We start from the raw sequence: 14,185 nt of genomic DNA, 5'->3' as shown, positions 1-14,185 counted from the left end.
ATTTACAAACAAAGTATGCACAACCCTTGATCGACACCTGCTGTTGCTGACGAATGGTCGGCCGCTCTGGATCAGTGGTTTTGCAATAAAACACAATTGGAGACATTCTGTGACCATTGTCAGGTGCACGCACATTCGTCACCCAACCCGGTCCATCCCCGAGAGGTGCCCTTGAAGTTTTCCATTTTTCCGCCCCGTCGCATCGCGCCCGTGGCCCGCGCACCGGGCTTCACCCTCATCGAGATGATGATCGTCGTGGCCCTCATTGCCATCCTGGCAGCGATCGCCTTGCCCTCGTACAACGACTACATCCGCCGTGGCCAGCAGCCGGAAGCGTTCAACGCACTCTCCGACTTCCGCGCCAAGATGGAGCAGTACTACCAGGACAACCGAAAGTACGGCTCAGGCACCACTTGCGCCAACGACGCGACGGCGTCCAGCTGGAACGAATTCAAGGCCACGAACCGATTCAGTTACGCCTGCACGATCACGGACGGGGCGCAGCAGGCCTATTCCATCAGTGCAACGGGTACGAGCGGCCAAGTGAAGAACGATGTCTATTCCATCGATCAGAACGGCAATCGCTCGACATCGAAATTCAAAGGCGCCACCGTTTCCGCCAACTGCTGGCTGACACGGTCCAGCGCTTGCTGAGTCTCCCGATGCGACACATGCACCGCGTCCGCGGCTTCACGCTGATCGAGCTGGTCGTCACCATGGCGGTGCTGGCCGTCGGGTTGCTCGTCGCCTTGCCCAGCATTGGCGTATGGCTCGACAACACCCGTATCCGGAGCGCGGCGGACGGCTTGCAGGCGGGTCTCCAGGCAGCGCGGATGGAGGCCGTCCGCCGCAATCAAAGCGTGTCGTTCTACCTCGTATCGCTGACCAATGGCAGCACGATGGACAACAGTTGCGCGCTGTCATCCACGAGCGGCTCATGGGTGATCAACACCACTTCGCCGGCAGGCAAGTGCGGGAACGCCTCCATCCTCGGGTCGCGCGCGATCGGCTCCTCGAGTAGCGGCGTCAAGATCTCGGCGGGCAGTTCTTCCAATACGAGCGACAAGACAGTTGTAGGTACCGCTGCCACCACGACGACCTTCGATGGCCTCGGACGCCTGGACACCACATCCTCGCCGCTGAATCGCGTGCGGATCACCGGCCCCAAGACCGACACCACCTACCTCGACCTCATGGTCATCGTCGAGACGGGGGGCGGGGTCCGCATCTGCGACCCGCGGTCCTCCATTCAGACCAACGATCCCCGCAAATGTTGAAGGATCTCGTCGCCATGCGCGCCTCGTCCCGCATCCGTCCCCTCCGGCCACATGTCCCATCGCGGGGAAGAAGCCATCGCGGCATCGTCCTGATAGAGGTGTTGGTCGCGCTGCTGATCTTCATGTTCGGCATCCTGGGATTCATCGGCCTGCAGACTGCATTGGTCCGGGCCGAGAGCGAGGCCAACACGCGTGCGAACGCGGCGTACCTGGCCAGCGAACTGATCGGTCGCATGTGGGCCGACATCAGCAACCTCAGCAGCTATGCCGGAACCGATTCATGCAGCGCCACCTCCTGCACCGAATGGCGCGACAAGCTCGCCCTGCTTCTTCCGGGCGCGACCGCCGCCATCACGGTGGGAACGGGTACCAATGCCGGGAATGTCTCGGTGCGGATCCAGTGGGCACTGCCCGGCGGAAGCACCCACACCTACGAAACGCAGAGCAACGTCTCCGCGAAGGCGGCCAGCTGATGACACGCCCCCATCACGTCCCCGCGCGGTCGTTCGCGCCGCCCGCACTTGTTTCTCGGTCGCGCATGCATGGACTCACGCTCGTCGAGCTCATGGTCGGCCTGCTGCTGGGACTGCTGACCGTGCTCGTCATCACGCAGATCCTCGCAACGAGCGAGAGCCGCAAGCGCACCATCGCGAGCGGGAACGATGCACAGATCAATGGTGCATTGGCGGCCTACACGCTGCAACGCGATATCGCCATGGCGGGCTATGGCCTGGCGATCAAGCCGGATGCGATGGGCTGTCCGCTTCAGGGCACATTCAAGCTCAATGCCGGCGCCACGGCCGAAACCTTCGCCTCCACCCTGGCGCCCGTCGAAATCACCGACGGGGCCAGTGGCGCTCCCGACACGGTGACGATCCTTCAAAGCCGGACGGCCGGCTTCTCGGTACCCGTGACGGTGACCGCGCAATCCTCTGACTACTTCACCGTGCAGTCGTCACTGGGCGTGAAGGCGGGCGACCTGATGGTCGCTATTCCGGATCCATGGGGAGTCTCTGCGCCCTGCCGCCTGTTCTCGGTCACCGATGACGGCGCCGGCACGTCGAGCAACACGGGGCTGTGGGCGCTGCGCGTGCCGCATGTCGAAGGTGCGCTTCCCAGCTGGAACAACAACTCCGCGCTCTCCGCCATCACGGCCAGCTACCTGCTCAATCTTGGTGGCCTGGGCTACAGCTCCTATTCGATCAGCAGCAATCTCGCGCTGCAGATCACGACACGTACGGCAACTGCCGCGGGATCCACCTCCGAGCTCTTTCCCAACATCGTGAATCTGCAAGCGCTGTACGGAAAAGACACGAACAACGACGGTGTGGTCGACACCTATGACAGCAGCACACCCACGACCAGTGCCGGCTGGCAGCAGGTCCTGGCGATCCGCATCGCGGTGGTGGCCCGCAGTACCCAGTACGAGCCGATCAAGAAAGCCGACGAAACCGACGCCGTGACCCAGGCCGATCCTCTTTGGGACCTCGGCGCCAGCGCAACCGTCACGGGCGCTGCGGCTTGCCACGACGGCAGCAAATGCCTGTCGATCAAGGTCAGTCACGTACCGGATTGGAAGCACTACCGCTACCGGGTCTACGACACCATCATTCCACTGCGCAACGTGCTGTGGAACTCCGCCAGCTGAACATGCACCGCCTCATCGCATTTCGCCGCCAAAAGGGCGCGGCATTGATCTTCGCCTTGATCGCATTGGTAATCCTGGGACTGGCGACGCTCTCGCTGGTACGGTCAGTCGACACGGGAGCCTTGTTGCTCGGTAACCTGAGCTTCAAGCAGGACGCCACCGCGGCGGGCGACCAGGCCGCGCGCAAGGCCTTCGTGTGGCTCAAGGGCCAGGCCGACCTGACGGCGGATGTCCCCAACAGCGGCTACTACGCCACTTCGCGCGACACCGACAGCACCGCACCGCTCGACGTCACGGGCCGGCAGTACGCGAGCAACACCTCGCGCCAGTTGATCGATTGGTATGCCGACGGCACCTGCGCCTATGCAGGCACCAATGGCAGTTGCTCGCTGAAGGCCGTCGATGCCGGCACGACGCCCAACGGCAACAACCAGCTCGCGTACACCATCTTCCGTCTCTGCAGCTTGACCGGTGCCGTGTCGACGGCCGTCACCGGCACCAACAACTGCGCAACAGCCACCAGTGCCGCAAGTAGCGGTCACGAAGCAGGCGAGAGATCGATTTCCCAGCCCGCCGCCGGCGCCTTCTACCGCATCGTGGTGCAGGTGCGTGGCTCCCGCAACTCGGTGAGCTACATCGAAACCATCGTTCAACTCTAGGGCGAAAGCTCTCGCACCGGGAGTCGCAACCATGCCAAATCAATTCTTGTCCACGTTCCGAAACCCTCTTCGTGCCAGCGGCAGGAAGATCGGCCTCATCGCTGCCGCGGCATTGACGATGCTGGGCGCGGTGGGTTTCACCGTTCGCAGCGATGCCACGGAAATTTCCGACGTACCGCTGATCACCAGCCCCAACGCACACGCCAAGCCGAACCTGATGTTCGTGCTGGACGACTCGGGCAGTATGGCTCGCGAGTACATGCCCGACGAGATGAGCGACACGGGCACCTTCGGATTCAGAAGCGCGCAGTGCAACGGCGTTGCCTACGATCCGAGCATCACCTACAAGCCGCCGCTCGATGCGGCCGGGGCGGAGATGGTGAACAGCTCCTTCACGGCGGCGAAGCAGGACGGCTTCAGCTCGTCGAGCAGCACCACGAATCTGAATGGGGTGGCGGCAAGCAGAACCCTGACCACGACCGCGAACATCACCCCGGGCACTGGAAGCAAGACCTTCGTCTTCAGCGGCACCTCCTACAAAAGCGACCTGGGAATCGATGTCGGGAGTCTGGTGTCCGTAACGTCGTCGGGCGCCACCATGATCGGGACGATTACCACGCTGACCACCACGGGTTCTGGCACCTTCACGTACACGATGGTGCTCAACGTGACCCAGTCCACCGGCACGGCTGCCACGAAGGATTGGACGCTCAGTCGCCTCACGGGGAGTGTGTACTACAAGTACAAGGGAACGAGGGCCAAGATGGCTTGGCGTTACACCAGCGCTGACGTGGTCCAGGACACGTTCTACAACGAGTGCAACTACAAGACCGGCAGCTCTTCTGGCACCGCGCTGTTCGACACCTTCACCGTCATCAGCACATCGAGCGAAGCTCAGAACTACGCGAACTGGTACTCGTATTACCGCACCCGGACCCTGCTGATGCGCACGGCCGTGGGCCGCGCTTTCGCGGCATTGGACGACGGCTACCGCCTCGGCTTCTCGACCATCAACAGCAGCACCACGGTGACGACGTCCGATGGCTTCCAACCCGTTGGCGACTTCACCGGCGATCAGAAGACGACGCTCTATACCAAGCTGTATGCCGCAGCGGCAGCGGGCGGTACGCCTCTGCGCGGCGCGCTTTCCAAGATCGGCCGGTACTACGGGCGTCGCCTCTCCGGCCAGACCGAAGCCAACGACCCGGTCCAATACGCTTGCCAACGCAATTTCGTGCTGCTCTCCACCGATGGTTACTGGAACAAGGGCGGCTCTCCAGGCGCGACGGAGGGCAACAGCTACACCGCCCTCGATCTGGATGGCAACAACGTGGGCAATCAGGACAGCACGGAGGCAAGGCCCCTGTTCGATGGCACAACGACGACCACTACCTACAGCCGAACGGCCTATCAGGTCGGCACCAGAGGGGCCAACAGCTGCAACAACAATAACAGCCCCTACAGGGTGAGGGCCACGGACCAGACATCCACCGACAACAGCACATGGACGCCCGAGGCCGCGGCGCCGTCGAGCAACAGCGGTACCTGCCGAGCGGGCACCTATGTACTCCCTGGAACGTCTCCACAACTCACGGCTGCTTCGAGCGCGGGGCCAGGGACTGTCTACTCCACCGTGACTTCGACTACCAACTCCACCGGGGGATCTTCGAACTCCCTGGCTGACGTGGCCGCGTACTACTACAAGACAGACCTGCGCTCAACCAACTGCACTTCGACGAGCTCGGGAATCTCGCAGAACGTCTGCAGCGACATCGTTCCGACATCTGGCCGCGATACGGCGAGACATCAGCACATGACCACGTTCACCATCGGCCTGGGCGTGAGCGGGACGTTGACCTACGACCGCAACTACCTCACGCAGACCTCGGGGTCCTATGTCGACTTGACGAATGGCACGACCAACTGGCCCGTCCCCGAGACCGTCAACATCTCGGGCAACTCCGGCGACGCCCGCAACATCGACGATCTCTGGCATGCCGCAGTGAACGGTCGTGGCCAGTACTACTCGGCGCTCAATGCAACGCAGCTTGCGGAAGCCATCAGCGGGGTGGTGAGCGCCATCCAGGAAGTGACGGGTTCCTCCGCCGCCGCAACGACCAGCACGCTTGAACTCGTGGCGGGCGACAACAATCAGGTCTATAGCGCGAGCTACACGACCGGAACCTGGACGGGGGACCTGAAGGCCTATTCGCTGGACGGCACGAACGCCACGATCAGTGCCAACCCCACATGGTCTGCGCAGACCAAACTGACCGGCACGACGTACACCGCACGCACCATTTACTACCGCCGCTCAAGTACCAGTGCGCTGGGCGCGTTCACCTCCGCCAATCTCACCGCCGATGGACTAGGCGATCACTTCAACCTGTGCGGAAACGCAAGCCACACAGGGGTGACTCAGTGCCAGACCTTGAGCGATGCTGACAAAGCTTTGGCCAACAGTTCAACAAACCTGGTCAACTTTCTCCGTGGCGACCGCAGCAATGAAAGAGCGAACACTGCGATCGGCAGCACTGCAGCGCTGTATCGCGTTCGCGCAGGGGTGCTGGGCGACATCATCAACGGTGCCCCGAGATATGTGAGCAAACCGGATTTCGGCTATTCAGATGCGGGCTACACCGACTTTGTGCGGAACAATAGGAATCGCAAGCCCATGATCTATGTGGCAGCCAATGATGGCATGCTGCATGCGATCTCCGCCGACACGACAGATGGCGGCGCCGAGTTGTGGGCCTACGTGCCCACGACCGTGGTGCCCAATCTCTACCGCCTGGCCGATTCGAACTATGCGAACAAGCACAACTACATGGTCGACGGTGCCCCGGTGGTCGGCGACATCTATGTGGGCAACGCCTGGAAGACGATTCTCGTCGGTGGCATGGGCAAGGGCGGGCGCGGCTACTACGCGCTCGATATCACGGACCCGCAGAATCCGCGATCGCTGTGGGAGTTCACCGACGACAACCTGGGGCTGACTTTCGGCAATCCCGTCATCACCAAGCGCGCGGATGGCACATGGGTCGTGGCGTTCGCGTCGGGCTACAACAACGTCAGCCCTGGCGACGGGGTGGGTCGGCTCTTCGTGCTCAACGCCAACACCGGCGCGAGAGCTCGCGCGGACATCAGCACGGGCGTGGGCAGTACCTCCGCGCCGAGCGGACTGTCGAAGATCAACGGATGGATCGACCAAGAATCGGACAATACATCCAGGCGCTTCTATGGCGGCGATGAACTGGGCAATCTCTGGCGCTTCGACATCGATGGCGCGACGCAGCCTTACAACTCCGCGATGCTGCTGGCCCAGTTCCTGATCAATAGCACGACACCGCAACCCATTACCACGCGCCCTCGCTTGACGCAGGTGAACGGCAAGCCGGTCATCGTCGTCGGGACCGGGCGCTACATGAGCACGGGCGACATCACCAACACGACTCAGCAGAGCATCTATGCCATCAAGGATTCGCTCGCGAGCACGGGCCTCGGCGACGTGCGGGCCGGTACGACGCTGGTGCAGCAAACCCTCACCGTATCGAACAATGAAGCCACGATCACTAGCAACCCGGTCAACTGGACGACGCAGAACGGCTGGAAGGTAGATCTGCCTCAGTCGGGTGAGCGCGTCTTCGTCGATATCGCGCTCCAAGGCAGCGTTCTCGCGATTTCCACAGCGATCCCTACCGGTGATGCATGCAGCTCCGGTGGTAGCTCGTGGAACTACCTGTTGAACACGGCCAGTGGCGCCGCGCTGGAGAACAAGGCCGGAGCACTTGTTAGCGCCAATTCCGTGATCGTGGGGCAGAGTTTCGTGAAGCTGGCAGATGGAACGCTACGGCTTTTGCGGCAGCTCAGTGATGGCACGACTTCGCTGGTGAGGACGCCGTCGAGCACGAGTTCAAGCATCACGCCGCAGCGGACTTCGTGGCGTGAACTCACGCAATAATCCCTCAGACCGCTGGACGCAATTCTACTCACCCATTTTTTAGTTTTGAAACTTGAAAAGTTCCAATTCGCACTCTTCACCCTCTGAATCGGATGCGAATTTAGCCTCGATTTATTGAAAATTTCAATCCGATAAAACGAAACTAAATATTCAACTTGTTGAAAACAAAAGCAGGCAAATTTCGAATCACGAGCATGATCCATCGCCATTTTCCTGGAACGTAAATCGTGCTGCGCCCAGAATGGATGCCTTCCACGACTTTTTTTGCAACTTTTTCGACCGAAGCGAGCCGCGCGCCTCGACTTTTTAGATCTGCAGTCATGGGCGTATCCGTTGGACCCGGCTTGATAAGAACCACAATCACACCCTTTGCGGCAAGACGGTGCTGTAGCCCCTCGGCATATCGGGCGACGAGCCCTTTGGCCGCGCCATAGATGTAATTGGTTTTTCGACCACGATCACCCGCAACCGATCCGATGATCGCAATCGTCCCGTGGCCGACTTCCTCCATCGATGTTGCGAAGGCTTCCGCAAAAAGCACGGAAGAGATGCCGTTGATACCCAAAGCTTCATTCACCAGCTGAAGGTTATGTTGGCAAGCCTTCTGATCCGGCAGGGAGCCGTGAGCAATGAGAACGATATCGGGAACGGATTCGGTGACCAACGCGTGAACCGTATCAAAAATAGCGTCGGGGGTCGAAAAATTCGCTTTGACCGATCGAATTCGGGATGTGGGACTTCTGACGCGCAAATCTGCCGCTACCCGTTCAACGCGCTGCAAATCTCGGCCCACCAGTATCAGATCTACGCTCTCCGTCGCGACCCAATTTCTTGCGCAATGCTCGGCGATGGAGGACGTCGCGCCGATAATGACTATTTTTCTGAACATTGAATTCAATATCCCATCAGGCGCCGAGACATCGCAGAGCTGATTCCTGGATCCCGGTAACTCAAAAAATCCGGCAAACGCGAATAGCCTGCCTCGAACAAAGAGCGTGACATGCGAGCATCCTTTGCACAATAGATTCGCCCACCCGCTTCACGTACTATCGAATCGAGGCGATCGAAAAGAGATAGAGTCCGGGCACCGCGGTTGGGAAAGTCTAAGGCCAGTGTCGCACCGCAAGCAGGAAAACTCAGCATTCCAGGGGCAATTCGATCGCCAAACGTCTTTAGAACGGCCAAAAAAGAACCCTCTCCGAATTTGATAATTTCATTCAACATGGCCTTGATTGCCTCACCCTGCAAAGCCCGAGGCACGATGCTCTGGTATTGGTAGAAACCTCGAGGTCCGTAAATTTTATTCCACCCCCCGATATTATCCAGGGGATAAAAAACTCTCTCATAGTGCGCGACAGTTTGAACCGACTTTATTCGCCTCAAGTGGAAATAGGCTGCATTAAAGGAGCGCAGTGTTACCCCATTGACGAGAGAGACTGGTGGAGTAAAAGGCATGGATATCTTTTTCTTTGATACCGTCACGCGATTTTTTTCTTGCCCATGATTCGCCCGCATGAATAGTCCTCGGCCATTTTTTGATCCGGCGCAGTCAATCCACGAAACCGTGTGCTCCCACGCTTTTTCAGAGGAATCCGCCAGGGTAAAAAATTCATCCAAGCTTTCATAGGAAAGGGTCTCCACATCCATCCAAGGGCCGCTCACGTGGCGAAGTTGAATTTCGACCTCTAGCACAAGACCAGTCAAACCCATGCCCCCCACGGTCGCAGCGAACCAATCTTGACGTTCAAACGGTCCACATTCGATGATCTCACCATCAGTGCGAATCAATTTCAGCCATCTAATATGATTTCCGAAAGTGCCCTGCACGTGGTGGTTTTTTCCATGGACATCATTTGCGATTGCCCCCCCTACTGTGACCAGCTGCGTTCCGGGAGTGACAGGCAGCATCCAGCCGCGGGGGGTGGCCAGCTGTTGGATATCGCGCAGCAACACTCCAGCTTCGCAGCGTAATCGACCTGTTTTTTCGTCGAAATGTACTAAATGATCGAGGCTTTCAGTGCTCCACAACAGGCCGCCAGCATTAAGGCAGACGTCGCCATAGCTTCGCCCCGCGCCATACGCGATCCCTGGGTGGTGCCGAGTGAGCACGGACGCAGCATCGCTGGGCGAGCGGATAGTCACAACTTCATGCAAATCACGAGAAAGTCGTCCCCAAGACGAGACGCGCCTCATGGGTTCTCCTTTCTAAACACATAGTGCTTGTCGAGGTAATATTTTGCGGCATAACCAATTGACAACCCAATGACGCCTCCAAGGTAGCGCATTTCACGGGAAGCAAAAAAAACATGGAAGCCAAACTCAAACCCCCAGAAAATAGCAGTTGTCAACAAACCCATTGAAACATAGAGAATGAGGACTTTGACACCATGTTTCGTGCTATGCGTTTGAAATCGGAATATGTATTTTTTGTCCAAAAAGTACTTCACTAACAATCCCACGGCAGTACCAAAAAATATGGAGACTTGGATACTGAAGGGCCCGTCGTATTTCAGAATTGCAACCTCTTGCGATGCGATGTTCGCAACAGTCGCCACCAGTGCAAAGAACATGTAAGCAACTACCAAATTCATTTTAATGTCGCTCCCTCAATTTTCCATGCATGAATCACCTTTGCTCTCGCCTTTCATGATGCAGGTACGCGGACTCATTTCTCTTATGCGACCCAAGCAGTGGGTCAAGAATGGGTTTGTTTTGGCTCCGCTTATTTTTACCGGAGAATTCATCAATCTCAATTCGGTGGCGGCAGCTTTTTTGGCTGCAATCCTCTTTTGCCTTGGCTCTTCGGCCACCTACATCATCAACGATATTCACGATATAGAAAGAGATCGCAAACATCCTAGAAAATCGAAGACTCGGCCACTTGCTTCGGGAGCAACCTCAGTTTCCGTGGGAATTGGGCTGCTTATCGTTCTTTATGGAATACAAATTACCGCTTGGTTCTGGGCGCCCAGAGTTGTTTTCGTGATTGCAGCATATATGGCGCTCAATATTGCATATACCTTTGTGCTCAAGCACCAGCCGGTTGCGGATATTTTTTCGATTGCCATTGGCTTCGTTTTGCGCGTTTACGCAGGCGCCATGGCGCTGTCTGTTCCTGTTTCGAGTTGGATGTTCGTTACTACCCTGTGCCTCGCTTTATACTTGGCGGCAATCAAGCGCCGACAGGAGTTGAGCCTCAGCGGAACCGACGGTCGAAAAGTACTAGAAAAATATTCACTATCGCTGGTTGATCGCTACGCAGAAATGTCTGCAACTGGGGCACTTGTCTTCTATAGCATGTTTGTTATGTCGGCTCGGCCGCAATTGGTGTTCACAGTGCCACTCGTGCTCTTTGGATTGTTTCGATATTGGTACGTGGTGGAAAAACTGGACGGCGGGGAGTCTCCCACAGATGCATTACTCGCAGATTGGCAGCTGATATTGACGGTGTTGCTTTGGATTGCTGCATGCGTTTGGGCACTTTGGCCAAACGGTGCCTGAACCACCATGAGAACTGATTTTTCATACCTCTTCACCCCATTTTTGGCATGGCTGGTTGCGGGAACGTTAAAGCTTGTCATCAATAGCGTTCGAGCTCGCAAACTAGCTTTTGGATTGATTGGGTACGGCGGGTTGCCAAGCAATCACACCGCGATCGTAACCAGTGTCGCAGCACTGGTGGCCCTTAAACAGGGTTTCGATCATCCAGCCTTCGGAGTAGCGCTCGCGCTCGCATTTATTGTGGTGCTAGATGCCACCAGCTTGCGCCGCGAGGTTGGCAAGCACGCGGCTCTCCTCAACAAGCTGGATAACCCTTCGACTGGAACCACGCCGTTGCGTGAGCGAATGGGCCATAGCTGCATCGAAGTCGGAGCCGGAATTTTCGTCGGTATATCGGTCGCAGTAATCATTACAACCTTGATCAATTCCAAGGTCTAAGATCGGCTATGGTGATGACCGCGCCCTCTTTATTGAGAAGAATCACCATATCCCTCTGATTACCCTTGAGCGGTAACCATCCGGTTGCTGCAGCCCACTTCATTCGGGTGGCCGCTACATCCTGCTTTGGGTTGAACTGCTCCAAGTCAACAAGCTTGCGCGCTTTTTCTCTTATCTTGGCTGCTTGGGTCGCAAGCACTTGATAGGCCTCTAATTCTTTAGCAAAGCTTTTTCCCAAAATCAACTCGTCTTGCTTTTGCTTTAGCCGAATTTCTTGATCACCGGAGTACACAGCTGCGACCACCTTGGGGCCATGAAAAAAGGAAGCCACCATCTCGGCGTTGAGCCTGTCGTGCCCTTTAAGATCGACATCTACTGGGCGTACAACTTCGAAGTCGTCGACCACGAACACGAGCCACTGCGGCCGACCTTGGGCAAGAACAAATACTCCATATGCGCACGCAATCAATTGCAATAAAAACATCACCAACAAATCAATAACCAGCTTTTTCTTATCCTCTTTATACAAAACAAACGTAAGCGCTGGCCCGAGCACCAAATTCACCAGCGCCAAAACGCCAAAAACTTTTACAACCTCGGCCGTTTTCTCTAGTGGGTGGGGATACCACAATAAAAACACAAAGAAATAAACAACCGCCAAGAAAACAGATGAGTACGTAATCTGCCAACCGACAGCGCTCAGCTTATTCTTGACAATAAAACTCATCATGGAATCTCAGCGCCTGCGCTTTTTTCCGCCATTTTTTTCGCCTTTTCTATAAGGTCGCGGCATCTGGAAGCATCCTCGCCAGAAGAGGCCTTGCAATATTTTTCGAGAATCAATGCAGGGTCTTTTTTAAGCCGCTCTTTTTTTGAATAAAACAGTGGCTCCAAGCTATCGAAAAGATCTTGAGCATCCCTGTCTCGTCCAAGCGCAAGAAGAATTGCCACTCTCGGGTAAAATAAGGCAATTTTTTCACTTTCAGCCAAATACCACTCAGCGATCTTGCTATATTTAAGTGCAGAGACGGCATCGCCCTTAAACATCATCAGCCCAAGCGCATAATCTCCGTATACACCTGCAATGCCAATTTTTGGGACAGGCATGCCGAGTACTTTTCGTTCTCCATCTTTCATTTCATGGAATTTTGGAAGAGCGAACATTATCCCTCGAAGATAATCAAGGCTTTCGGGATCCCCTTTTCGCAGCAACAGGTTTGCATAGATAATTTGATCGGGAACATCTAGCCCTCCGTCCCTTTCCCTCACGAAATTAATTTCTTTTTCCACCAGATCGGCTCGACCTGCCTTGAGCGCTCCATACATGTAATTGTATTGAGCAAAGAAAAAATTGGGATGTTTATGATACGCCCAATTCCAAAGCCGAAGATCGGAAGACCATATGGGCAGGACTGTATACGTTGTGAGGAGAGCTATAAAAATCCATCCCGTCGCGGCAACCAAAAGCCATCGATTTGCAAATTGACCTCTCAAGCCGGTGAATTCGATCAGCGACTTATAGTCCACCAACACCATCGAAATGCAAAAGAATGCCAATGGCGCCGTCAGAAATCTTTCGTGCCCAATATTTCCTCCTGTGCTCAAAGGAATGAAGTGAAGTACAGGAAGCAGACAAAACATTCCGGCCCCAAAAACCCATGCAGCCGGGCTTTTGTTCCTTAAACACTGAAGGGACAGAAAAAGTAGCGCGCCGACGACAAGAACGCTCGCTACCATCTCCGGAATGCCATGTGGTTTCAGCTCGTAGGCGGGATGCAAAGGGTTGATCGAACTGAATGGAAAGAAAATCTTCACAGCATAAAACTTCAGCGCTTCGAGTGGAGTCAATCCTTGAATTATTACGTCGCGAATATATTCGACCGACATGGTGCTGTGATATATCCCTCCTGCGGAATTTTTGCGCAAAATAACATATGCCCCAAAAATCACGGCCGACAACAGCAACAGGTACCGATTTTGAATGAGCACTTCCTTGGCAAGACCGTTGCGCCCCATCCACGAACGCCCTTTCCCTTGGATCGCGAGCCAAATGCACAACAGCACCATGGGCAAGACTGCGCCCAACTCCTTGCTTAAAAGGGCTCCCGCCATCAAAGTGACTGCGAAAATCGAACGCGGCAAACTCGGAGAGCCGGGTTTATAGGTATAAATCGCAATCGCCGCCAGAATGAAGAATGTTGACATCAAGTCGAATCGACCCGCAACCCAAGCTGTCGTCTCCACGAGCGCCGGATGAACTGCATAAACAACGCCAGCTAAAAAAGCTAGTGATGTGCAATGTTGCCGCCTCAATTGCATCAAGAGCTGTCTGCAAACATAAAATACGAGCCATACATTGCACGTATAAATCAAGAGATTAATTACATGCGACACCAGCGGCTTTTGACCAAAAATATGGAATTCGGCATATAAAGTCAAGAACACTAAGGGTCTGAGGTAGCTTGTACCTGGGAGCACTGGTTCTGCAAGCAACCTCCAGCTGAGAGCATCATTTAAAAGCGCTGACTTGTCTAAAAAGAGCAGGTTGTCGTCCCAGACGTACTCAAAACCCAAAACCTGCCAATAAAGTGCAACGCTTAACAGCGGCAACATTATTGTTGCCGCAAAAAATTGGTGGCTTTTTACCCATTGACATAGCGCCTTCATCTACACTCCCATCTCTTCATTTTGATTCTTGCAG

At 55.8% G+C, this 14,185-nt stretch carries 13 protein-coding genes; 8 read left to right on the top strand and 5 right to left on the bottom strand.

The window, feature by feature from the left end; translation table 11 throughout:
• Window positions 1-171: 171 nt before the first annotated feature.
• The 6 genes from AC07RV_RS16070 to AC07RV_RS16045 are packed head-to-tail and all read left to right on the top strand — an operon-like array spanning window position 172 to window position 7,545.
• The gene (locus AC07RV_RS16070; RefSeq protein ID WP_296774883.1) at window positions 172-654 is read left to right on the top strand and encodes a type IV pilin protein; all 483 of its coding nucleotides are present in this window, start codon (window positions 172-174) and stop codon (window positions 652-654) included.
• 17 nt (window positions 655-671) lie between these two features.
• The gene (locus AC07RV_RS16065) at window positions 672-1,277 is read left to right on the top strand and encodes a pilus assembly FimT family protein (RefSeq protein WP_296774880.1); all 606 of its coding nucleotides are present in this window, start codon (window positions 672-674) and stop codon (window positions 1,275-1,277) included.
• Window positions 1,271-1,750, top strand: a complete 480-nt coding sequence (pilV, locus tag AC07RV_RS16060; protein ID WP_296774877.1) for a type IV pilus modification protein PilV — start codon at window positions 1,271-1,273, stop codon at window positions 1,748-1,750. The genes AC07RV_RS16065 and pilV overlap by 7 nt, the downstream gene beginning before the upstream one ends.
• Entirely contained in the window at window positions 1,750-2,925 is a 1,176-nt protein-coding gene (locus tag AC07RV_RS16055; RefSeq protein ID WP_296774874.1) for a PilW family protein, read from the top strand. Before pilV ends, AC07RV_RS16055 begins: the two co-directional genes overlap by 1 nt.
• Window positions 2,926-2,927: 2 nt before the next feature.
• Entirely contained in the window at window positions 2,928-3,584 is a 657-nt protein-coding gene (locus AC07RV_RS16050) for a pilus assembly PilX family protein (protein ID WP_444852500.1), read from the top strand.
• A 31-nt stretch (window positions 3,585-3,615) separates the two neighbouring features.
• Complete coding sequence (locus AC07RV_RS16045; RefSeq protein WP_296774867.1) at window positions 3,616-7,545, top strand: pilus assembly protein; 3,930 nt, start codon at window positions 3,616-3,618, stop codon at window positions 7,543-7,545.
• Window positions 7,546-7,687: 142 nt separating this feature from the next.
• On the opposite strand, the gene AC07RV_RS16040 is transcribed toward AC07RV_RS16045, so the two are convergent.
• From AC07RV_RS16040 to AC07RV_RS16030, 3 genes are read right to left on the bottom strand one after another with little or no spacing between them, the layout of a single operon-like run.
• The gene (locus tag AC07RV_RS16040) at window positions 7,688-8,434 is read right to left on the bottom strand and encodes an SDR family NAD(P)-dependent oxidoreductase (protein ID WP_296774864.1); all 747 of its coding nucleotides are present in this window, start codon (window positions 8,432-8,434) and stop codon (window positions 7,688-7,690) included.
• Window positions 8,435-8,439: 5 nt separating this feature from the next.
• Window positions 8,440-9,738 carry an FAD-binding oxidoreductase gene (locus tag AC07RV_RS16035; protein ID WP_296774861.1) on the bottom strand — a complete coding sequence of 433 codons (1,299 nt, stop codon included), beginning with the start codon at window positions 9,736-9,738 and terminating at the stop codon, window positions 8,440-8,442.
• Window positions 9,735-10,136, bottom strand: coding sequence for a GtrA family protein (locus AC07RV_RS16030; protein WP_296774859.1), 402 nt, complete (start codon window positions 10,134-10,136; stop codon window positions 9,735-9,737). The genes AC07RV_RS16035 and AC07RV_RS16030 overlap by 4 nt, the downstream gene beginning before the upstream one ends.
• A 25-nt stretch (window positions 10,137-10,161) precedes the next feature.
• Here AC07RV_RS16030 and AC07RV_RS16025 point away from each other — a divergent pair, with 25 nt between their 5' ends.
• On the top strand, window positions 10,162-11,046 hold the full coding sequence (locus AC07RV_RS16025; RefSeq protein ID WP_296774856.1) for a decaprenyl-phosphate phosphoribosyltransferase: 885 nt from the start codon (window positions 10,162-10,164) through the stop codon (window positions 11,044-11,046).
• A 6-nt stretch (window positions 11,047-11,052) separates the two neighbouring features.
• Complete coding sequence (locus AC07RV_RS16020; protein ID WP_296774853.1) at window positions 11,053-11,484, top strand: divergent PAP2 family protein; 432 nt, start codon at window positions 11,053-11,055, stop codon at window positions 11,482-11,484.
• Here AC07RV_RS16020 and tfpZ read toward each other — a convergent pair.
• Together tfpZ and AC07RV_RS16010 are read right to left on the bottom strand one after the other, a co-directional pair.
• On the bottom strand, window positions 11,468-12,214 hold the full coding sequence (tfpZ, locus tag AC07RV_RS16015) for a TfpX/TfpZ family type IV pilin accessory protein (protein WP_296774850.1): 747 nt from the start codon (window positions 12,212-12,214) through the stop codon (window positions 11,468-11,470). The two genes, AC07RV_RS16020 and tfpZ, sit on opposite strands and share 17 nt — an antisense overlap.
• Window positions 12,211-14,151 (bottom strand): glycosyltransferase family protein, encoded by a 1,941-nt coding sequence (locus AC07RV_RS16010; RefSeq protein WP_296774846.1) that lies wholly within the window; start codon window positions 14,149-14,151, stop codon window positions 12,211-12,213. The genes tfpZ and AC07RV_RS16010 overlap by 4 nt, the downstream gene beginning before the upstream one ends.
• Window positions 14,152-14,185: the final 34 nt, after the last annotated feature.

This window comes from Variovorax sp. GW821-FHT09B01 (assembly GCF_059418345.1).
This window is presented reverse-complemented; position numbering and strand designations above follow the sequence as displayed.

Coding starts and splice junctions, on each gene's coding strand:
- AC07RV_RS16025 (WP_296774856.1), top strand. CDS start 10,162: ATGCATGAATCACCTTTGCTCTCGCCTTTCATGATGCAGGTACGCGGA.
- tfpZ (WP_296774850.1), bottom strand. CDS start 12,214: ATGATGAGTTTTATTGTCAAGAATAAGCTGAGCGCTGTCGGTTGGCAG.
- AC07RV_RS16020 (WP_296774853.1), top strand. CDS start 11,053: ATGAGAACTGATTTTTCATACCTCTTCACCCCATTTTTGGCATGGCTG.
- AC07RV_RS16040 (WP_296774864.1), bottom strand. CDS start 8,434: ATGTTCAGAAAAATAGTCATTATCGGCGCGACGTCCTCCATCGCCGAG.
- AC07RV_RS16055 (WP_296774874.1), top strand. CDS start 1,750: ATGACACGCCCCCATCACGTCCCCGCGCGGTCGTTCGCGCCGCCCGCA.
- AC07RV_RS16035 (WP_296774861.1), bottom strand. CDS start 9,738: ATGAGGCGCGTCTCGTCTTGGGGACGACTTTCTCGTGATTTGCATGAA.
- AC07RV_RS16065 (WP_296774880.1), top strand. CDS start 672: ATGCACCGCGTCCGCGGCTTCACGCTGATCGAGCTGGTCGTCACCATG.
- AC07RV_RS16030 (WP_296774859.1), bottom strand. CDS start 10,136: ATGAATTTGGTAGTTGCTTACATGTTCTTTGCACTGGTGGCGACTGTT.
- pilV (WP_296774877.1), top strand. CDS start 1,271: ATGTTGAAGGATCTCGTCGCCATGCGCGCCTCGTCCCGCATCCGTCCC.
- AC07RV_RS16045 (WP_296774867.1), top strand. CDS start 3,616: ATGCCAAATCAATTCTTGTCCACGTTCCGAAACCCTCTTCGTGCCAGC.
- AC07RV_RS16010 (WP_296774846.1), bottom strand. CDS start 14,151: ATGAAGGCGCTATGTCAATGGGTAAAAAGCCACCAATTTTTTGCGGCA.
- AC07RV_RS16050 (WP_444852500.1), top strand. CDS start 2,928: ATGCACCGCCTCATCGCATTTCGCCGCCAAAAGGGCGCGGCATTGATC.